This window comes from Colwellia sp. TT2012 (assembly GCF_001440345.1).
Taxonomy (GTDB): Bacteria; Pseudomonadota; Gammaproteobacteria; order Enterobacterales; family Alteromonadaceae; genus Colwellia.
This window is the reverse complement of record NZ_LJYX01000002.1, coordinates 133,896-152,644: the sequence shown is the minus strand read 5'-3', so window position 1 is coordinate 152,644 and position 18,749 is coordinate 133,896. Positions and strand designations below refer to the sequence as shown.

23 protein-coding genes are annotated in these 18,749 nt (G+C 39.2%); 8 read left to right on the top strand and 15 right to left on the bottom strand.

What is annotated here, in order from left to right; genetic code table 11:
* Positions 1 to 6 precede the first annotated feature (6 nt).
* Positions 7 to 768 carry a ComF family protein gene (locus ASU03_RS00730; protein WP_057829990.1) on the bottom strand — a complete coding sequence of 254 codons (762 nt, stop codon included), beginning with the start codon at positions 766 to 768 and terminating at the stop codon, positions 7 to 9.
* Between the two features lie 71 nt (positions 769 to 839).
* On the opposite strand from ASU03_RS00730, the gene bioH reads away from it, so the two are divergent.
* The 3 genes from bioH (at position 840) to ASU03_RS00715 (ending at position 3,163) form a co-directional block, all read left to right on the top strand.
* On the top strand, positions 840 to 1,676 hold the full coding sequence (gene bioH / locus ASU03_RS00725) for a pimeloyl-ACP methyl ester esterase BioH (protein WP_057829989.1): 837 nt from the start codon (positions 840 to 842) through the stop codon (positions 1,674 to 1,676).
* Between the two features lie 116 nt (positions 1,677 to 1,792).
* Positions 1,793 to 2,095, top strand: a complete 303-nt coding sequence (locus ASU03_RS00720) for a hypothetical protein (RefSeq protein ID WP_057829988.1) — start codon at positions 1,793 to 1,795, stop codon at positions 2,093 to 2,095.
* A 48-nt stretch (positions 2,096 to 2,143) separates the two neighbouring features.
* Positions 2,144 to 3,163: a putative metalloprotease CJM1_0395 family protein gene (locus tag ASU03_RS00715; RefSeq protein WP_057829987.1), complete on the top strand. Its 1,020-nt coding sequence runs from the start codon at positions 2,144 to 2,146 to the stop codon at positions 3,161 to 3,163.
* A gap of 107 nt (positions 3,164 to 3,270) precedes the next feature.
* On the opposite strand, the gene ASU03_RS00710 is transcribed toward ASU03_RS00715, so the two are convergent.
* Entirely contained in the window at positions 3,271 to 3,927 is a 657-nt protein-coding gene (locus ASU03_RS00710; protein WP_057179294.1) for a TetR/AcrR family transcriptional regulator, read from the bottom strand.
* Between the two features lie 234 nt (positions 3,928 to 4,161).
* Here ASU03_RS00710 and coaD point away from each other — a divergent pair, with 234 nt between their 5' ends.
* Positions 4,162 to 4,635, top strand: a complete 474-nt coding sequence (coaD, locus tag ASU03_RS00705) for a pantetheine-phosphate adenylyltransferase (protein ID WP_057179293.1) — start codon at positions 4,162 to 4,164, stop codon at positions 4,633 to 4,635.
* Here the strand turns inward: coaD and mutM are convergent.
* From mutM to radC, 8 genes are all read right to left on the bottom strand, one after another.
* On the bottom strand, positions 4,632 to 5,447 hold the full coding sequence (gene mutM / locus ASU03_RS00700) for a bifunctional DNA-formamidopyrimidine glycosylase/DNA-(apurinic or apyrimidinic site) lyase (RefSeq protein WP_057829986.1): 816 nt from the start codon (positions 5,445 to 5,447) through the stop codon (positions 4,632 to 4,634). The genes coaD and mutM overlap by 4 nt on opposite strands.
* A gap of 49 nt (positions 5,448 to 5,496) precedes the next feature.
* Positions 5,497 to 5,997, bottom strand: a complete 501-nt coding sequence (locus ASU03_RS00695) for a hypothetical protein (protein WP_057829985.1) — start codon at positions 5,995 to 5,997, stop codon at positions 5,497 to 5,499.
* A gap of 204 nt (positions 5,998 to 6,201) precedes the next feature.
* The gene (gene rpmG, locus ASU03_RS00690; RefSeq protein WP_057179290.1) at positions 6,202 to 6,357 is read right to left on the bottom strand and encodes a 50S ribosomal protein L33; all 156 of its coding nucleotides are present in this window, start codon (positions 6,355 to 6,357) and stop codon (positions 6,202 to 6,204) included.
* Positions 6,358 to 6,384: 27 nt separating this feature from the next.
* Positions 6,385 to 6,621 carry a 50S ribosomal protein L28 gene (gene rpmB, locus ASU03_RS00685; protein ID WP_019029297.1) on the bottom strand — a complete coding sequence of 79 codons (237 nt, stop codon included), beginning with the start codon at positions 6,619 to 6,621 and terminating at the stop codon, positions 6,385 to 6,387.
* A gap of 270 nt (positions 6,622 to 6,891) precedes the next feature.
* Positions 6,892 to 7,326, bottom strand: a complete 435-nt coding sequence (locus ASU03_RS00680) for a hypothetical protein (RefSeq protein ID WP_057829984.1) — start codon at positions 7,324 to 7,326, stop codon at positions 6,892 to 6,894.
* Positions 7,313 to 7,981: an AAA family ATPase gene (locus ASU03_RS00675; RefSeq protein WP_057829983.1), complete on the bottom strand. Its 669-nt coding sequence runs from the start codon at positions 7,979 to 7,981 to the stop codon at positions 7,313 to 7,315. Before ASU03_RS00675 ends, ASU03_RS00680 begins: the two co-directional genes overlap by 14 nt.
* Before the next feature lie 106 nt (positions 7,982 to 8,087).
* Positions 8,088 to 8,399 carry a PilZ domain-containing protein gene (locus tag ASU03_RS00670; protein ID WP_057829982.1) on the bottom strand — a complete coding sequence of 104 codons (312 nt, stop codon included), beginning with the start codon at positions 8,397 to 8,399 and terminating at the stop codon, positions 8,088 to 8,090.
* Positions 8,400 to 8,485: 86 nt separating this feature from the next.
* Positions 8,486 to 9,238 (bottom strand): RadC family protein, encoded by a 753-nt coding sequence (radC, locus tag ASU03_RS00665; RefSeq protein WP_082627080.1) that lies wholly within the window; start codon positions 9,236 to 9,238, stop codon positions 8,486 to 8,488.
* Between the two features lie 134 nt (positions 9,239 to 9,372).
* On the opposite strand from radC, the gene coaBC reads away from it, so the two are divergent.
* From coaBC to ASU03_RS00650, 3 genes are all read left to right on the top strand, one after another.
* Positions 9,373 to 10,584, top strand: a complete 1,212-nt coding sequence (gene coaBC, locus ASU03_RS00660) for a bifunctional phosphopantothenoylcysteine decarboxylase/phosphopantothenate--cysteine ligase CoaBC (protein WP_057829981.1) — start codon at positions 9,373 to 9,375, stop codon at positions 10,582 to 10,584.
* A gap of 69 nt (positions 10,585 to 10,653) precedes the next feature.
* Positions 10,654 to 11,250 carry a nucleoid occlusion factor SlmA gene (gene slmA, locus ASU03_RS00655; RefSeq protein ID WP_057829980.1) on the top strand — a complete coding sequence of 199 codons (597 nt, stop codon included), beginning with the start codon at positions 10,654 to 10,656 and terminating at the stop codon, positions 11,248 to 11,250.
* A 96-nt stretch (positions 11,251 to 11,346) separates the two neighbouring features.
* Positions 11,347 to 12,810 (top strand): aminoacyl-histidine dipeptidase, encoded by a 1,464-nt coding sequence (locus ASU03_RS00650; protein ID WP_057829979.1) that lies wholly within the window; start codon positions 11,347 to 11,349, stop codon positions 12,808 to 12,810.
* Between the two features lie 38 nt (positions 12,811 to 12,848).
* On the opposite strand, the gene ASU03_RS00645 is transcribed toward ASU03_RS00650, so the two are convergent.
* Positions 12,849 to 13,277, bottom strand: a complete 429-nt coding sequence (locus ASU03_RS00645) for a GGDEF domain-containing protein (RefSeq protein ID WP_057829978.1) — start codon at positions 13,275 to 13,277, stop codon at positions 12,849 to 12,851.
* 366 nt (positions 13,278 to 13,643) lie between these two features.
* Here ASU03_RS00645 and ASU03_RS00640 point away from each other — a divergent pair, with 366 nt between their 5' ends.
* Complete coding sequence (locus ASU03_RS00640; RefSeq protein WP_082627079.1) at positions 13,644 to 14,294, top strand: response regulator transcription factor; 651 nt, start codon at positions 13,644 to 13,646, stop codon at positions 14,292 to 14,294.
* A 116-nt stretch (positions 14,295 to 14,410) separates the two neighbouring features.
* On the opposite strand, the gene fre is transcribed toward ASU03_RS00640, so the two are convergent.
* The 4 genes from fre to trxA form a co-directional block, all read right to left on the bottom strand.
* Positions 14,411 to 15,130, bottom strand: a complete 720-nt coding sequence (gene fre, locus ASU03_RS00635; protein WP_057829976.1) for an NAD(P)H-flavin reductase — start codon at positions 15,128 to 15,130, stop codon at positions 14,411 to 14,413.
* Between the two features lie 117 nt (positions 15,131 to 15,247).
* On the bottom strand, positions 15,248 to 16,729 hold the full coding sequence (ubiD, locus tag ASU03_RS00630; RefSeq protein WP_057829975.1) for a 4-hydroxy-3-polyprenylbenzoate decarboxylase: 1,482 nt from the start codon (positions 16,727 to 16,729) through the stop codon (positions 15,248 to 15,250).
* 90 nt (positions 16,730 to 16,819) lie between these two features.
* Entirely contained in the window at positions 16,820 to 18,079 is a 1,260-nt protein-coding gene (rho, locus tag ASU03_RS00625) for a transcription termination factor Rho (RefSeq protein WP_057829974.1), read from the bottom strand.
* Between the two features lie 244 nt (positions 18,080 to 18,323).
* Entirely contained in the window at positions 18,324 to 18,650 is a 327-nt protein-coding gene (trxA, locus tag ASU03_RS00620; protein ID WP_057829973.1) for a thioredoxin TrxA, read from the bottom strand.
* Positions 18,651 to 18,749 lie beyond the last annotated feature (99 nt).

Below are 18,749 nucleotides of genomic sequence, written 5' to 3'. Positions count from 1 at the left end.
TTGTTGCTAATTGCTTTTAGGTAGGGTTAAACACACAGTTACTAAGGTGACGGTTTCAACACCTGCTTGTTTTAATAACTTACTAATTTCACTGACCGTGGTACCCGTGGTTACTACATCATCAATAATCAATACATGTTTGATATGGCTCGCCAATTTTCGCTGCAAAGCAAAAGTATTGGCTAAATTTTTTCGCCGTTGATGACCAGTTTTCCCCATTTGGCTAGTATTATTTTTAATGCGCACCACTAACTTAGCGTCATAAGGAAAAGTTAACTGCTTAGCAAAACACTTTGCTATCAGGTGGGCTTGGTTATAACCACGAAACTGCCATTTTTTAATATGTAAAGGCACCGGTAGTACTAAATCCACAGGAGCTAACGCTTGGTGTTTTGCCATGGCTTGCCACTGAGCACAGAGCAAGGCACTGAACAAATGCGCCAGCTCAAAACGACCTAGATATTTCATTTGTGCTAGCCATTTATTAAAGGGGTAAATATAAGGCGATAAGGCAAAAAGTTGTTCAAAATGAATTTTTGGTAAGGCATGATAAATAGCGGGCCAACTGAGTAAGTTACCCGCTACTAGCTGTTGATTAAAATAAGGTAAATCGTTGACACAGTTTTGACAAAGTAATGCTTGTGGCAGCGAGTAACCGAGTAAAAAGCTATTATTGACATTTTCACCACACAGATCACAGCAACTAATACTTCTTAAGCTAGAAAGACAACACGCCTTAAGTTTTCTTAGCTCTAGCTGCCATGCCATCTTGCTTTCCTTTTGCTATCAAATGATATGATATACACTAGTACTTTTATATTTATAGTGCAGTAGTAAGCATGGCAAAAAGCTTAACATTTTCCACCTTCCCTCCTCAAAGTAGCCTTAATAAAAATGCCATTCCTATTGTGTTAATTCATGGTTGGGGCTTAAACTCAGGCGTTTGGCAACCGCTGCTAAAATTATTCAGCGAAAATAAAAATAGTCACTACCAGTTAATCACCCTGGACTTACCTGGCTTTGGTATCAATAGTGCTGTTGCTATAAAGCCCTACTCTTTAGCCAATATTTGCCATCATATTGAGCAAGTAATTGACCAACCCGCTATTTATCTTGGTTGGTCATTGGGCGGCTTAATTGCCACGCAAATGTCCATCAACTACCCAGAAAAAGTATTAGCCTTGATTACGGTTGCCAGCAGCCCATACTTTGTTGAACAAGAGCAAAATAACTGGCCGGGTATAAAGGCCAATGTACTGGATAGTTTTCATCATCAGCTAGCACAAGATACCGAGAAAACGATTAAAGCTTTCTTAAAAATTCAAGCCATGGGCAGCCCACATATTCGACAAGATTTAAAGCTAATCAGCAAGTTAGTTATGGCACATGCCCTGCCTAGCCAAGAAACGTTAGCCAATTCACTGGCCTTATTGAGTGACTGTGATCTACGCCAGCAATTAGCAAGTATCCAGCAACCTTTTCTAAGGTTATACGGGCAGAATGATAGCTTGGTACCTAAAACAGTGATCGAAAAAATCAGTCTTTTAGCCGTACATAGTGACTTACACCTATTTGACCATGCTTCCCATGCACCCTTTATTTCTCACCTTGATGACTTTTATCAGGTGTTATGCACTTGGCTAGCGTTACATTTCAATGCCAATAAGGCGAAATGAATAATACCGAAATAATAATGAGATAATGTCTTACCTGGTGATAATTTCAGCTTTACTTTTTCGCCATTTAGATTAATAATTAACCAACAAGGTTTATTAGCCGTGGAGGATTACCTATGGAGATACCATCTGCATTTAATTCAGGTTTGCAAGGCTTACAAAATGCTAACGCAACAGCGGAGCAAGCGGCTGCTGATATTGTCGCCAGTACCACCTATAATACTGAGCAACAAACAAATCCAGCCAATAGTGGTGAGGTAAACACTGAGGTGACTAAGGCAAGTAACCACTTAGATTTACCTGATTTAAACCAAGCTATTGTCAATTTAAAAGTGGCTGAATTTCAAGCAAAAGCTTCGATTGAAGTTATTAAAAGTGCTGATGATGTGCTAGGTACCCTACTAGATGTCACCGCCTAATAATATATAGCCGTTAACGTTTTACTTATTGGTAAATCATTTGTCCTTATGAATATCACCCCTCATGTAGCAAACTTACCCTTAGCAACTGTGGTCAACCCACCTACGGAAAGCTTGCGTCGTGATAATCATCAACGAGAAATTATCACCCAGGTTACGGCCACCAACCCTTCTGCCGCGGAAAAAGCTGTCGCTGCCGATAAAGAGCGCGCCCGAACACCAGCCCAAGTCAACGAACAAGTCGATCTTGCTAATTTAAGAAAACAAGCAGAGCATGCTGCCAGCTCCATTGCTGAACAAGAAAATCAACAAGGTGAACAGAGCTCTCCGCAGGATGCTGAACACAAGCAAGAAGAACATGCTAATGCAAACAACAGTGCTAAAGATAGCGACGCCGAAAATGATAAAGATAACGACAGCACTAAACAGGCACTTGCCGATGAAAAACTCATTAGCCAGCTACAACAAAGAGATAAAGAAGTAAAAGCCCATGAATTAGCTCACGCGACAACAGGGGGGGCGGTGACCGGAACGCCGTCTTATACCTTTGAAGTAGGCCCTGATGGCAAACAATATGCGGTAGGAGGAGAGGTATCTGTCGACTTAAGCAGTGTCGTAGGCGATCCGCAAGCAACCATAACTAAGATGCAAAAAGTGCATTCTGCGGCATTAGCACCAGCAAATCCGTCGACACAAGATACTCGGGTTGCCGCCAGTGCCACACAAAAAATACTCGTAGCACAATCAGAGTTACTTGCGTTACAAAGTAACGCTGATGCTCAGCCAAGTCATTCGAATAAAGAACTGAATATAGCAGCTAATGTAAGCCTGAATACCGAGCAAGATGCTACAAGTACTGAGTTCGATACTTTCATCAAGCAGACCTTATCTGCGCAAGACGCTATTATTTCCAACTCATCAAAGCAAAAGTTAGCGGCTAGTCAAAGTACTCAGAACGTACAATCAAATGAGGTACAACAACGGGCACTACGTATCGAAAGTTTTTACTTCACAGTAAGCCAAGGTTATGAAAGACCGGACAACTTTCAATTCGAATTAACAGCTTAACTAATACCAATTTTACTAGGTTATTGCTTATGGTACTGGTTTAAAAACTGCCAAGATTGGCTTGCTCTCAATGCCAATAGCGAGCTATTGCGCAAGTGCTGCTAAGGTTAATCTATTTCTACCGCTTTTTGGTACCTTTGCTGATAAACATCACGCGCTTGATTAAGGTCACTTATGGCATGAGCTTTGGTATAGGGACGTAAAATCACTAAGATTTTAAGCACGCCTTGATAAAAGACTGAATCATTGACTTCATTAACGATAGTCTGAGTTTGATGAAAACTAACCCAGAAGGTATTGATAAGACGTAAAATACTGACAATATCAGCCAATTCATCATCATAAAAATCAATGATATCTGCGGCTCTTAATGAAAGAAGTAATTGACTAACACGCTCTGAAATAGACTGTTGCACTTCAACATATTTTTCCCGCAAACTAGGGCTTTTATCCAATAACACAGGTAGATTGCTATAAAAGAAACGAAATTTCATTGTTGTTTGAAACACCGCATCCATATACAAAACAAGTGAGTCTAGTGGTTTTACTTCCGGGGACACCTTCGGCAAGGTTTCCAATAGTAAACTACGTGCATACTCCTCGTATATAGATAAAATAATGTCTTCTTTATTACGGAAATGATAATACAAATTACCAGGGCTGATGGCTAAGTGAGCAGCAATATGATTAGTGGTGACATTACGCTCACCTTGCTCATTAAATAATTCAATACTGGCTTGGATTATTTTATCACGGGTTTTCATGCAACAACTTCTCACTTGATTTGATTAAAACTAACCCAATAATACTATCAAAATTCAGTATATATAAAGTGTTTTGAGTAAATACTTTAGGATTTTTTCTTTTTTTTGTGATTAATAATTCATTTTAGTGGATTATCTATGGCTTAGCGACATACTGACAAGTAGAAATACTTGTCAGTATGTCGCCTCTAGCATTACAATAACGCTTAACAACCATTAAGAAAACAGTAGATAATGACAATAAAAGCAATATACCCAGGCACTTTTGATCCCGTAACTAATGGCCATAGTGACTTAATTGTTCGCGCTAGTAAATTATTTAGTGAGGTAATTGTTGGTGTTGCTGCCAGTCCAAGTAAACAACCACGCTTTGATTTAAAACAGCGTGTTACTATGATTGAACAAGTAACTAAGCATTTAACCAATGTGACTGTCGTTGGTTTTAGCGGCTTATTGGTTGACTTTGCTAAGCAACATCAAGCCAAAGTGCTTATTCGCGGTTTACGGGCAGTGTCAGACTTTGAATATGAATTTCAACTTGCCAACATGAATCGCCGCTTATCCCCTGATCTTGAGAGTGTATTTCTAACACCAGCAGAAGAAAATTCATTTATTTCGTCAACCTTGGTAAAAGAAGTAGCCCTCCACCACGGTGATGTTGGTCAGTTTGTTCATCCCATAGTGAAAAAAGCATTACAGCAAAATTAATCTTGTTGGCAATTAGGACAAAAAACGGAGCTACGATTCGACTGCCTGATTTCCTGTAATTTACTCTGACAAGTCATACAGGGTTGCCCGGCACGACCATAGACCATCAGTGATTGCGCAAAATAACCTGGTCGACCATCTGCTTGGGTGAAGTCCTTAAGGGTAGTGCCACCTTGTGCAATGGCCGCACTGAGCACTTTTTTAATAATATTAGTTAGCCGGTTTAGTCTTTGCTCATCAATACCCCCAGTTTTGGCTGTCGGTAAAATACCGGCTTGAAACAGCGCCTCATTGGCATAAATATTACCTACGCCTACCACGATATGATTATTCATTAAAAAGGTTTTGATAGGGACTTTTCTATTTTTAGCTTTATTAAACAAATAGCCCTGAGAAAAGTCATCACTGAGTGGCTCAGGCCCCAATTTACTGAGTAAGCCCAGTTTATCTTCATCATTCGCTAACCATAACACCGCACCAAAACGTCGAGGATCATTGAAGCGCAATACCTTGCCGTGTTGAAAAGCGAGATCAAAATGATCATGCTTAACTATAGGGGTATCATGCTCAATTATCCTTATCGTACCTGACATGCCTAGGTGCAGTAATAAAGTTCCTGTTTTAAAGCGCAATAATAGGTATTTAGCGCGACGATCAACACCAAGCACTTGTAAGCCCACTACAGAGTGTATTTCATCAGGGATAGGCCAACGTAAGCGGCTATCACGAATAGTTACCTTACTGACTGTCTGAGCAATAATATGAGGGCTTATACCTAAGCGGCATACTTCGACTTCGGGTAATTCGGGCATAATTTCTTCTTAGTAAAAAGTTGCAAACGTTATTTTTAAAACTAAACGACTACAAACTAATAGGTAATAACTGCTGGGCGAGTGCCGGAGGTAAGGCTAACCAAGTGTTACCTTGTTGCTGATAAATTAATAATTGATCATTGAGCGGATATAACATAAAAGTTCGCGCTTGCGACTCCCCTGCTAAAGAAATTTGCACGTTAATTGCTTGTTCGCTATCAATGACAATTTCTGCTGCTTGTACTAAGCCAGTACTCTGTTGCCAAGCAAACATCATCTGCTCAATTTGCTGTTCAGTTTTTACCAACATAATACCTTTAGCCGTTAGTTGCCAACTGCGACCGACACGTTCAAATAACACCTGTTGCCTTGCTGACAAATCTATTGCTAGTGTTAAAATAACACTATGTTGTGGCAGTATTAATTGTTCGGCCGTATTTTCATGTTCTTCTTTTGGGAAGAGTTTGTCATTAGTGGCATTGATCACTAAAATTATCGTCATTACTGAAAAAATAATGACATTATTCCATCCGGTCCGAGATAATTTCATACAAATATTCCAAGTTAACTATGCAGGTATGATACTGAACTTTTTAAAAAATAGCGCGCATAATACCAATCAGTATAAGAAAGTGATCACTTTTTTATGCTGAATGGTATAACAGCTCTACACATCCATATGCTCGCTCAATACCCTAATTCAGACATAAAAAAACCCGGTAAGAACCGGGTTTTTACTAGAAACAGAAATTAATTACTTAATTTTAGCTTCTTTATACATTACGTGCTTGCGAATGGTTGGATCAAATTTCTTGATTTCCATTTTCTCAGGCATAGTCCTTTTATTCTTATCAGTAGTATAAAAATGACCAGTACCAGCACTAGAAACTAAACGAATTTTATCGCGCATAGTATTTTCCTTAGAATAATAAAGTTATTAAACTTTTTCGCCACGGGCACGGATGTCTGCTAAAACAACATCAATACCTTTTTTATCGATAATACGCATTCCTTTCGGAGTTAAACGTAATTTAACGAAACGATTTTCACTCTCAACCCAAAAACGGTGAGATTGAAGGTTAGGTAAAAAACGACGACGAGTCGCGTTTCTTGCGTGAGAACGGTTGTTTCCAACCATTGGCACTTTGCCTGTTACTTGGCAAACTTTAGACATGTGAGTACTCCAATATTAATTTCAGCTCGAGCTATATTTTCCCCAAGACCGTCGTCTCGGGATCCTGAAAAAGGTGGCATATTATAGAGAAACTGATTAACTAATACTAGTCTTAATAGAAAAATACTACAAAAATAGTAGTTTTCACTAAGTTTCATATAGTTAAATAGGATATAGAAAGAAAAAGCTCAGCTAAATAGTGAGCTTTCGACTAAATATTGTCTCTTTTAAGGGTAAAAAGTCAACAAATTTCAGTTAAAATCTGGAAAATTAACCAATTCTTGATTGTAATAACTTCTTTAATTGCTCATTTTGTTCTTTATTACACAATTCATCAATAAGAATACGCAATATATGTGATTTAGCCAAGTCTGAACCTGCAGATAAATCATGAAGCTGATCAATAGCCTCTTCGCTTAAAGTAAAAGTTGCCCGCCGAAAGGGTTTATTGGTCTTATTTCTAACACCTACTTTAACGCCTTGTGCTTGCTGATGTTCAATTTCTGTCATTTCAACATAGCGCTTTGCTTCACTGATAGCTTGCTTAAGGTTTAACTTATGGCAAGTGCCTTCGTTTGTTAGCTCACTAACAATTTTAGGCGCACCTTTGGCATAATCTTCAGCATCAGAGATAAACTCATCAATAGTGAAGTTTTTCCTTTTTGCCTTGCCATCCTTGCTTTTTTTTAAATCAGTTAAACTCATGCAAATTATCCGGTTCCATTGCCAATAATTCTTCGGCTATAGCAATCATCTCTAGGGCAGCCTTACCTGTGGGATCTATTTCAATAACGGAAGAACCCTGCTCTTCACTATCATCATAAACGTTTCGATTATAGGTTACGGCATCTAAAACGTTAATGCCATATGAGCTACACACTTCTTTTGCTTCAAGAATTCTCCTTGCTTGGTTGGGTAATGATGGGCACTGGGTAATCACAAAAGAGGCCATCATTTTTGGATTGACCATTTTACAGGTACTTAGCATATCTTCCATATGAGGTACTGTTTTTAAATCCCGTCTTTTTGGTCTTAAGGGAATAATAACGTGATCAGCAACCGACATAGCAGCACGCAAGGCCAGATTATCTTGGCCACCACAATCAACAATAACGTAGTCATAATGCTGTACTAAGCTCAGTAAATCATTACGAATTTTTCCATACAATTGAATACAGTTAATGGCGGGTAATGAGGGATCACCATTTCTGGTTTGTATCCAATCTGAAGTTGTTCTTTGTGGATCACAATCCACCATTAACACAATTGCTTTCTTATTTGAGGCGAAATATACCGCTAAATTTTGAGCTAAACAGCTTTTACCACTGCCGCCTTTTTCGCCACCCACTAATATCATCATGCTTAGTACCGTCCTTTACCACAATATAATTAACATCTTCCCATGCTAATTGTAGTTCAATTTCACCATATTGCTTTCGCTCAACAAGGCGCTGCCACTTTAATGGCTAAGCATTTTTATCCAGCACTAAGGTAATTTCAAACCAGCCATTCTCTTGTTTAATACTGCGCAGCACCTTGCTATACAGCTTTTGATTACTGGCATTAGCCGATTTAAAGACCACGGTTACTGCGGTATTAGCGGGTAAACTTTCATCACAATCTAATTTCAATCCGCCACGGGCAAAGTCTAAACAAGCAATTTTTTTATTATGCTTTTTACCCTTTTCATCGGTCCAAACAATATCCACCAACTCTTTTTCCATATCTAAACGAAACGATTTGCGACGTTCTATTCCCTCGCTATTACTATCAGTCATCAGATGATCCTTCTTTACTTAGTAAATTTTAACTAGGGGTTCCTAATTAAAAGTAATTGTCTTTCCCGTTTTTAGCAAATTATCCGCTATTTCCCTTTAAACGAGGGAAGTTCATTGTGCTCTGCAAACGAGTAACATTGATTACCCGCCACAATAATATGGTCCAAGACACGCACATCAATTAACTGTAGCGCCTGAATTAATTTATTGGTTATTTGTTTATCGGCAAGACTGGCTTCGGCAATACCAGAAGGGTGGTTATGTGTTAAAATCACTGCGGCGGCATGGTGTTTTAAGGCTTGCTCCACCACAACTCTAGGATACACGGCGGCCGCATCAAGTGTGCCAAAAAAGAGCCGTTCAAAAGCTAACACTTGATGTTGATTGTCTAAAAATAACACAGCAAATATTTCACGGTTTTCAAAGCGTAACTCACTTAATAAATAGTCCCGAGTTGCTTGTGAAGAGGTTAAAGAACAGTCACTTGTTCTCATTTTCTCAGCTAAATAACGTTTAGACATTTCTAAACAAGCTTGCAATTGCACGTATTTGGCCAGACCAAGTCCATGCCTAGCGCAAAAGTCTTCCTGACTGGCAGAAAAAACAGCACCTAGACTACCAAAACTAAGTAATAACTGCCGAGCAAGATCGACCACATGACAGCCTTTTACCCCAGTACGTAAAAATATCGCCAACAGCTCAGCATCACTTAAACTCGATGGGCCCAAGTGGACCAGCTTTTCTCTTGGCCTTTCCAGTTCAGGCCAATCTTTTAACACACTGTACTTTAACGGTGCTTCATTTAATGACGACGCCTTCAACACTGATCCTTTTAACATAAGTGCATCCTTGCTTTACATCTTGTCTGTTTTTATCGATAAGTTACTGTCTTTATTTAGTAACTGTTATTTCTAAATAATGCCAATAAATGTTATCTTATCGGCATTATTGTTAACTTTAAGATTAGCAGGTTATGCAAACTCTTCAGGACAAAAAAATAGTACTGGGTATTACTGGTGGTATCGCAGCCTACAAGACACCAGAATTAGTCCGCCGACTTAAAGATCATGGCGCAGATGTACGCGTAGTTATGACCGACGGTGCCAAAGCCTTTATTACCCCCTTAACGCTGCAAGTAGTCTCTGGGAATCATGTTTCAGATAGCTTACTCGATAGTCAGGCTGAGCTTGCCATGGGACATATTGAACTGGCTAAATGGGCTGATTTGATTGTCATAGCTCCGGCGACTGCCGATATTATTGCGCGGATAGCCGCAGGTATGGCCAATGATTTATTAGCTACTTTATGTTTAGCTACCAGCGCACCAATCGCCATTGCCCCAGCAATGAATCAGCAAATGTGGCATGCCAAAGCAACACAAGCAAATATCAATACCTTAAAACAATGGGGACTGCATATTTGGGGGCCCGGTGCTGGTGAACAGGCTTGTGGTGATATCGGCTTAGGTCGTATGTTAGAGGTTGATGAATTGGTTACCCTGAGTAGTGATTTTTTTGCCGACAAATACTTGCAAGACCAACATTGGGTTATTACTGCCGGACCAACACGTGAAGCGATAGACCCAGTACGTTATATTTCTAACTATAGTTCGGGTAAAATGGGCTATGCCATTGCTCATGCAGCATTGCGTGCGGGCGCTAAAGTCACCTTAATTTCTGGCCCGGTAAATATATCCGCGCCCAGAGGCTGTGAGCTTATTGAAGTCACTAGCGCCGAACAAATGTACCAACAAGCGCTAACTTACGCGCCTCAAGGCACTACTTTTATCGCTTGTGCTGCGGTTGCTGATTATCGCGTTGCAGATATTGCCAAGGAAAAAATCAAGAAAGACAATGAGCATATGCAACTTTCCTTGGTCAAAAACCAAGATATTGTTGCTGATGTGGCAAAGTTAGCCAATAAACCGTTTATCGTTGGCTTTGCGGCTGAAACGCAAAATATAGCACACTATGCACGTGGTAAATTAAAGCGTAAAAACTTAGATTTAATCGCGGCCAATGATGTCGCTAAAGCCGGACAAGGTTTTAACAGTGATGATAATGCCTTAACCCTTTATAGTGCGTTTGATGAAATAGAAATTCCTTTGGCAAATAAACAAGTTATAGCTACAAAACTGGTGTCCTTAATCAATCAGCATTATCTAGCAAAAAGTACTGAGCCATAATAACTTAATGACTTTAACCTCGGGCTAGCTCCCAAGCTTAACGGACATAACAATAGAGAATATTTAACTATGGTCGCCACACAAAGTAAAAACAAAAAGCCAAACCGTAAACACCAAATATTAGAATCCTTAGCGTTAATGTTAGAAAATTGTCCTGGGCAGCGTATCACTACGGCAAAGTTAGCCGCTGAAGTCGGATTTTCAGAAGCGGCTTTATACCGGCACTTCCCGTCAAAAGCGCGCATGTTTGAAGGTTTAATCGATTTTATTGAAGAATCTATTTTTTCTCGTATCAATTTAATTTTAGCGGATCATAAAGAAGCTTTAGTAAGATGCCATCATATCATGCATGTTTTATTAATTTTTTCTGAGCGTAATCCTGGCATGTGCCGAATTTTAGCGGGTGATGCCTTAATGGGTGAAAATGAACGTTTACGTAGTAGAGTTCATCAATTTTTTGAAAAATTAGAATCTCAATTCAAACAAGTTTTACGTGAACGCAAACTACGTGAAGGTAAAACATTTACTATTAGTGAAGCCGCTTTAGCTAGTTTACTGGTTGCTTTCGCTGAAGGTAAAATGAGCCGATTTGTCCGCTCAGGTTATAGTAAAAAACCAAGCACTGACTTTAATGAACAATGGCAATTTTTAATGGCCGACAAATAATAGTAATAATACTGTCATCATCTCAGCTGTAGGCAGGCTAACATCGGCTGTACCTGCTCTTTACAGTAAATAATCTTAATATTCCCAAGGAAACCTATGAGTGCTCTCTCTCAATTAAAACCTGCCCGCTTGTGGCAATTATTTGAAAAAATTTGCAGTATTCCACATCCGTCGAAACATGAACAAGAGATATCTTTATGGATACAAAGCTGGGCAAAAGAGCTTGGTTTAGCCATTAAAGAAGATGCCGTTGGTAACTTATTTATTAAAAAGCCAGCAACCAAAGGTATGGAAGATCGCAAAGGTATTATCTTACAAGCACATATGGATATGGTGCCACAAAAAAATAATGACACAGACCATGATTTTTTAACCGACCCCATTAAGCCATATATTATCGAGTCTGGTGATTGGGTAACGGCTGAAGGTACAACCTTAGGTGCTGACAACGGTGTTGGTTTGGCTTCAGCCTTAGCTATTTTAGCCAGTGATGATATTCCTCATGGGCCATTAGAAGTTTTGGTAACCATTGATGAAGAAGCGGGCATGACCGGGGCATTTGGCTTAGAAGCGGGTTGGCTTGACGGTGATATTTTAATCAACACCGATTCGGAGCAAGAAGGCGAAGTTTACATGGGTTGTGCTGGTGGCATTGATGGTAATGCCACTTTTCCATTAGCTTTTACCGATGTTGCTCACGATTACCAAGCTTTTAACTTATCTATCTCTGGTTTAAAAGGCGGCCATTCAGGTGTGGATATTCACACTGGCCGTGCCAACGCTAACAAGTTATTAGTACGATTTTTATTAAATGCTAGTATTGACTTTGACATCAGCCTAACAGAGCTAAATGGTGGAAGTTTACGTAATGCTATCCCACGAGAAGCCAATGCCAGTTTTGTTATTGCTAACGATAAAGTTGACGCCTTAAAGGCCGCTCTAGCCAACTACTTAGCAACTATTAGAACAAATCTTGGTGCCATTGAAACTGATATCGATATGTTATTAATTTCACCAGAAGATTTTGAGCAGTGTTGGACCAAAGCAACACAAGCCGCCATTTTACGAGCGCTGAATGCTTGTCCAAATGGTGTCATGCGGATGAGTGATGATATTGAAGGTATTGTAGAGACCTCACTAAACTTAGGTGTAATACGCACCAGAGGGAAAAACTTCAGTGCCATGGTATTAATTCGTAGCTTGCATGACGATGGCAGCTTAGAAACTCAACGCACGGTACAATCTGTTTTTGAACTGGCTGGTGCGAACATTGTATTCTCCGGCGCATACCCTGGTTGGCAGCCTAATACTGACTCAGCCATTATGAAAACGGTACGTGATACTTACCAAGATATATTTAATAAAGTACCTGCGGTTATGGTAATTCATGCTGGTTTAGAGTGTGGCTTATTTAAAACCGCGTATCCACATTGGGATATGGTCTCTATTGGACCAACAATTAAGTTTCCTCACTCACCAGACGAAAAAATTGAAATTGCCACAGTAGCGCTATATTGGCAATTATTAGTCGCAGTATTGGCTAATATTCCAAAAAAATAACAACAATACAATATTGATAAACTGATAGCTTAAGGCTATCAGTTTGATGTTACCACCTTATTTCTCCCAGAATTTTTTGCTTGATATAACAATTTATCCGCTAATTTATAGGCACTTTCAACCGCTATATTTTGTTTCGAATTAATCAATAATAGCCCTGCAGATATGGTTATTTTCTTTTCAAGATTACAATATTGGTCCAAGCTTTCTACCGCAACTCTAATATCTTCGATTAACTTGACTGCCGCCTGTTCGCTTTTTCCTTGATACAGCAGTGCAAATTCCTCGCCACCCAAGCGGAAAACTGCATCGTTACCCCGCTTCATTTGTATTTTTAATAAATTTGCTAGTGCAACAAGGGCAACATCACCGGCAGGATGGCCAAAAGTATCGTTATAGCCTTTAAAATGATCTATATCGATAATCACCAATGCTAATAAATCATGGCTTCTGTTGGCACTGCTCATTTGCTGTGGCGGTATTTTTCAAAGTGACATCGGCAAAATAGGTAAAAAAAGCGTAAAACAATAAACCATAGTAAAGTGAAGAAACTCCATCAGGGTGACAGCACGGCTGGTAAATGAAAATAATAAGATAAACTTACTGGTAATTTTTTGTAAGTAAGCTTTGCACATGTTTGCATACTTGCTAGGTTAGAATAGAACATCGCTAATTACAGGGACTCAGCTGCAGATCAGTTCTGCCCACCAATAAGCAAAACTACTCTCCCAAAATAACGCTATCAATAGCACGATAATGGCTATTCTTAACTAAGCTTTGTTATTAAAAATTTTTCCGTTAGAATGGGTCAATCATTATTTAGGATACTTGTTATGATTCAGCCAGAAAAAATAATAATAGCTGACGATCATCCCTTATTTAGACAAGCTTTATTAGGGACATTAAAAGCCAAACTAACTTATACTACATGGCTTGAAGCAGAAACGATTGAAGAACTAGAACAGCAGCTTACGGCTCATAATGATAGCGATTTGTTATTACTGGATTTAAATATACCCGGTGCGCATGGCTTTAATACCCTAATCCATGTGCGTAATCACTTTCCACAAATTCCTGTGGTTATCGTCTCCGCTCATGAGGATCATGACACCATCAATAAATCCATGGAATATGGTGCGGCTGGTTTTATACCCAAATCAACGCCAGTTAATGATATTTATGCGGCTATTGTTGCGGTATTGTCAGGTAATATCTGGTTACCCGCGTCTTTTGAACAAACACAAGGTAACAACAGTAAAAGTAATGTTGCTGAGCGCGTTGCCAGTTTAACTCAACAACAATACCGTATCTTAATGATGTTTGCCCAAGGCATGCTAAATAAACAAATCGCTTACGATTTAAATGTTTCAGAAGCGACAATTAAGGCCCATGCTACGGCAATTTTCAGAAAACTCGATGTTCGTAACCGTACACAAGCGGTTATTACCATTGCTCAGTTAGATTTATCTAAGGCCAGCTTTTAATAAAACCTTCGGCTATAGGAGATGTTTTCTTGATGACTGCAACAAAAAACACGTCAATGATCGCTCATTAACGTGCTTTTTTCATCTATTAGCTTAGTTATATACTTAGCGGTAACTTAGATAAAAGCAAAGGCATCGGCATACATATGCTCTAACAAGGCACCATGCTCAACAAAATCACTACGAATAGCACCAACCATGTCAAAATGGCCCGCTAAATAAATATCGTAAGGCTCTAGGCTAATAATGTCATCCATTACGGCTTGGTGAACTAAACCCGTTTTACCTTGCCATGGCTTTGCCGTATTTTCCTGCACATTCTCGATGACTGGAATAAAGTTAGCGTGCGGCAGTTTAGCAATAGTGGCAATAGTTTTTTCTAGTTCATAAATGGCACTTTCTTCACGTAATCCCCAATAGACCCTGATATGACGCTGTGACTTTTGTTCGGCCAAATACTCAAACATTGATTTGATATAAGAGAAACCAGTACCTCCAGCAAGTAATAATAATGGTCGTTCACTCATCGTACGCAATTGTGCCTGACCTGCGGCTATTTCAATGGTTACCGCTTCACCACTAGCATGACGCGCTTTAATACGTTCAATCACTTGCATAGGGTAACTATCAGCGACAAAAGCGCCAATTTGTAATTCAAGTAAATCACTATGTGGTGAACTGGCTATTGAAAACGGACGTTTATCATCCTCACTCATAACAAAGTTTAAATATTGCCCCGGAATAAAATCAACTTTTTCACTGGGCTTTAAAAGTACTTTATATACGTGTGAAGTTAACGATGTTAACGATTCTATTTGACAATTAACTGTCTTCATTCTTTAACCTTTTCTACTTTATTAGTCATTTCTCATCAGCAAATTGATCTTTGCCAGGAGGTAATAAGATAACATTGCGACTGTAACTAAGTATAGTCAGCAAACTTTATATAATAGTTAAATAATATCTAATTCATCCCAAAGTTCATCAACCTGGTCTTTTATTTCCTGTGTCATTTCAATGGGTTCACCCCATTCACGATCTGTTTCACCTGGCCATTTGTTCGTGGCATCTAGGCCCATTTTAGAGCCTAACCCTGAAACAGGTGAGGCAAAATCAAGATAATCAATGGGCGTATTTTCTATCAAAACAGTATCACGACTAGGATCCATCCGAGTGGTCATCGCCCAGATAACGTCTTTCCAATCTCTGGCATTAATATCATCATCACAGACTATGACAAACTTGGTGTACATAAACTGCCGTAAGAATGACCAAACCCCCATCATTACTACCTTAGCGTGACCGGCATATTGCTTTTTAATAGTGACAATAGCAAGGCGATAAGAGCAACCTTCTGGCGGTAAATAAAAGTCCTGAATTTCAGGGAATTGCTTTTGCAAAATAGGCACGAATACTTCATTAAGAGCAACACCTAGAATCGCAGGTTCATCTGGCGGACGACCGGTATAGGTACTGTGATAAATAGCATCTTTGCGCATGGTAATATGAGTAACGGTAAATACAGGGAAGACATCTACTTCATTATAATAACCAGTATGATCACCATAAGGACCTTCTGGCGCCGTTTCATCTGGATCTAAATACCCCTCCAAAATGATTTCAGCGCTAGCTGGCACTTCTAAATCATTACTGATGGATTTAGCAACTTGTGTTCTAGCGCCACGTAATAAACCGGCGAAAGCATATTCAGATAGCGTATCGGGTACTGGCGTTACCGCACCTAAAATGGTGGCGGGATCGGCGCCTAAAGCAACAGACACTGGGTATCTCTCACCTGGATTTTCTTTTTTGAATTCTTCAAAGTCAAGAGCGCCACCACGATGTGATAACCAACGCATGATGACTTTATTTTTGCTGAGTACTTGTTGACGATAAATACCGAGATTTTGTCGCTCTTTATGAGGCCCTCTAGTAATAGTAAGCCCCCAAGTAATTAATGGCGCGACATCACCAGGCCAACAAGTTTGTATCGGTAGTTTCGTTAAATCAACGTCATCGCCAGATAACACTATTTGTTGGCATAATGGCTTTTTGATGACCTTTACTGGCATATTCAATACTTGTTTATACACAGGTATTTTACCTAACGCATCACGAAAACCTTTGGGAGGCTCTGGCTCTTTTAGCATAGCCAGTAACTTACCAACATCGCGCAAAGCACCAAAGTTTTTTTGCCCCATGGCTAAGGCAACTCTGTCTGTGGTACCAAAAAGGTTGGTCAGCACCGGCATAGCATAGGGTTCACCCTTTTCATTAACCGCATTTTCAAAAAGCAAGGCTGGCCCTTGTGCTTTTAGCGTTCTATCACTGATTTCAGTCATTGCTAAATGAGTTGATATTGGCTGAGTAATACGCTTAAGTTGGCCTATTTTTTCAAGTTGACTGATAAAGTCTCTTAAATCACTATATTTCATCTAAGTTACCAGTAAGAGGTAAGGTAAAATAAAAAAACCAGTCATTAAGACTGGTTTTCATAAATTATGGCTGAGTAATTAATGCTGCGATTATTTACGCTTCATTGAATCAAAAAACTCATCATTGGTTTTGGTCATGGCTAGTTTGTCGATTAGGAATTCAATCGCACCTATTTCATCCATTTCATGGACGATTTTTCGTAAAATCCACATTTTTTGTAATTCATCGGGTCTAGTAATGAGTTCTTCACGACGTGTACCACTGCGATTAAGATTAATGGCCGGGAAAACACGTTTTTCAGAAATTTTACGTGACAGGTGTAATTCCATATTACCTGTACCTTTAAATTCTTCGTAGATAACTTCATCCATTTTAGAACCCGTTTCGACTAGCGCGGTAGCAATAATAGTTAAGCTGCCACCCTCTTCGATATTACGTGCTGCACCAAAAAAACGCTTGGGGCGGTGCAAGGCATTAGCATCAACACCACCAGATAGAATTTTACCTGATGAAGGAATAACTGTGTTGTAGGCACGGGCTAAACGGGTAATTGAATCTAATAAAATGATCACATCTTTTTTATGTTCAACTAAACGTTTTGCTTTCTCAATGACCATTTCTGCCACTTGTACGTGACGACTTGCTGGTTCATCAAAGGTAGAAGCAATAACTTCACCTTTCACCAAGCGCTGCATTTCAGTTACTTCTTCTGGACGCTCATCAATTAATAATACCATTAGCTCGGCATCCGGATAATTATGAGCAATACTTTGGGCGATATTTTGTAATAATAAGGTTTTACCGGCTTTTGGCGGAGCAACAATTAAACCACGTTGGCCTTTACCAATGGGTGAGGCTAGATCAATAATACGTGCAGTAATATCTTCTGTTGAACCATTACCACGTTCCATGATGAAGCGATCGGTTGGATGAATCGGTGTTAAGTTTTCAAATAATATCTTATTACGTGCATTTTCAGGGCGATCAAAGTTAATTTCAGTGACTTTTAATAAGGCAAAGTAACGTTCGCCTTTTTTCGGCGAACGAATTTTACCTTGGATGGTATCACCTGTTCGCATGCTAAAGCGGCGAATTTGGCTTGGTGATACATAAATATCATCTGGCCCTGCTAAGTATGACGAGTCTGCTGAGCGTAAAAAGCCAAAACCATCTTGTAAAATCTCTAAAACACCGCCGCCGAAAATGTCATTATCACCTTCAGCATGTGCTTTTAAAATAGCAAAAATTATGTCTTGCTTGCGTGTTCTAGCAAGGTTTTCAAGCTTCATTGACTCAGCAAGCTCAACCAATTCATTAATGGATTTTTCTTTTAGTTCGGTAAGGTTCATAGGGGTTTCTTAAACTATTTTAAGTGATAGTGTCTTAGGCGATTGCCAGCACAGTGTATATTAAATGTATTTGTTACAATAAGAATAGAGATAAAGAGATGTAATTGTGTACTCAGGGGCTAAATTTAGCACTAAAATCTGATTAGGTAAAGGCTGAATGAAGAGGTAAGTGAACATTTTTTCTGTTAAAAAAAAAAGCCTGCTAACTTAGGTAGCAGTTGTCAGGCTTTTTAAGCTTTAAAAATTACAAATTTTTATCTAAAAATTCTTTTAATTGAGTTTTTGATAATGCGCCCACTTTAGTGTCAGCGATTTCACCGTCTTTAAACAGTAATAAGGTTGGAATACCACGGACACCGTATTTAGGTGGTGTCACTGAGTTTTGGTCTATGTTTAATTTACCAATAGTGACTTTGCCTTCATATTCTGTGGCAATATCGTCAAGTACTGGGGCAATCATTTTACATGGACCACACCATTCAGCCCAAAAATCAACTAATACTAAACCCGATGCTTTTAATACATCTGCTTCAAAACTATCATCAGTTAGCTGAACAATTTTATCGCTCATCATATTCTCCGTTGTTATGGCGAAAACGCCTTTGTGGTAATTATACCGTGATTAACTACTTTGCCAATACTGTTTTATGTTTCATTGGAATAAATTAAC

Coding starts and splice junctions, on each gene's coding strand:
- mutM (WP_057829986.1), bottom strand. CDS start 5,447: ATGCCCGAATTACCCGAAGTCGAAGTATGCCGCTTAGGTATAAGCCCT.
- ASU03_RS00650 (WP_057829979.1), top strand. CDS start 11,347: ATGAGTGCTCTCTCTCAATTAAAACCTGCCCGCTTGTGGCAATTATTT.
- ASU03_RS00710 (WP_057179294.1), bottom strand. CDS start 3,927: ATGAAAACCCGTGATAAAATAATCCAAGCCAGTATTGAATTATTTAAT.
- ASU03_RS00680 (WP_057829984.1), bottom strand. CDS start 7,326: ATGAGTTTAACTGATTTAAAAAAAAGCAAGGATGGCAAGGCAAAAAGG.
- ASU03_RS00640 (WP_082627079.1), top strand. CDS start 13,644: ATGATTCAGCCAGAAAAAATAATAATAGCTGACGATCATCCCTTATTT.
- rpmG (WP_057179290.1), bottom strand. CDS start 6,357: ATGCGCGATAAAATTCGTTTAGTTTCTAGTGCTGGTACTGGTCATTTT.
- ASU03_RS00670 (WP_057829982.1), bottom strand. CDS start 8,399: ATGACTGATAGTAATAGCGAGGGAATAGAACGTCGCAAATCGTTTCGT.
- ASU03_RS00730 (WP_057829990.1), bottom strand. CDS start 768: ATGGCATGGCAGCTAGAGCTAAGAAAACTTAAGGCGTGTTGTCTTTCT.
- slmA (WP_057829980.1), top strand. CDS start 10,654: ATGGTCGCCACACAAAGTAAAAACAAAAAGCCAAACCGTAAACACCAA.
- bioH (WP_057829989.1), top strand. CDS start 840: ATGGCAAAAAGCTTAACATTTTCCACCTTCCCTCCTCAAAGTAGCCTT.
- radC (WP_082627080.1), bottom strand. CDS start 9,238: ATGTTAAAAGGATCAGTGTTGAAGGCGTCGTCATTAAATGAAGCACCG.
- ASU03_RS00715 (WP_057829987.1), top strand. CDS start 2,144: ATGAATATCACCCCTCATGTAGCAAACTTACCCTTAGCAACTGTGGTC.
- ASU03_RS00675 (WP_057829983.1), bottom strand. CDS start 7,981: ATGATGATATTAGTGGGTGGCGAAAAAGGCGGCAGTGGTAAAAGCTGT.
- trxA (WP_057829973.1), bottom strand. CDS start 18,650: ATGAGCGATAAAATTGTTCAGCTAACTGATGATAGTTTTGAAGCAGAT.
- rho (WP_057829974.1), bottom strand. CDS start 18,079: ATGAACCTTACCGAACTAAAAGAAAAATCCATTAATGAATTGGTTGAG.
- rpmB (WP_019029297.1), bottom strand. CDS start 6,621: ATGTCTAAAGTTTGCCAAGTAACAGGCAAAGTGCCAATGGTTGGAAAC.
- ASU03_RS00645 (WP_057829978.1), bottom strand. CDS start 13,277: ATGAGCAGTGCCAACAGAAGCCATGATTTATTAGCATTGGTGATTATC.
- ASU03_RS00720 (WP_057829988.1), top strand. CDS start 1,793: ATGGAGATACCATCTGCATTTAATTCAGGTTTGCAAGGCTTACAAAAT.
- ASU03_RS00695 (WP_057829985.1), bottom strand. CDS start 5,997: ATGAAATTATCTCGGACCGGATGGAATAATGTCATTATTTTTTCAGTA.
- coaBC (WP_057829981.1), top strand. CDS start 9,373: ATGCAAACTCTTCAGGACAAAAAAATAGTACTGGGTATTACTGGTGGT.
- fre (WP_057829976.1), bottom strand. CDS start 15,130: ATGAAGACAGTTAATTGTCAAATAGAATCGTTAACATCGTTAACTTCA.
- coaD (WP_057179293.1), top strand. CDS start 4,162: ATGACAATAAAAGCAATATACCCAGGCACTTTTGATCCCGTAACTAAT.
- ubiD (WP_057829975.1), bottom strand. CDS start 16,729: ATGAAATATAGTGATTTAAGAGACTTTATCAGTCAACTTGAAAAAATA.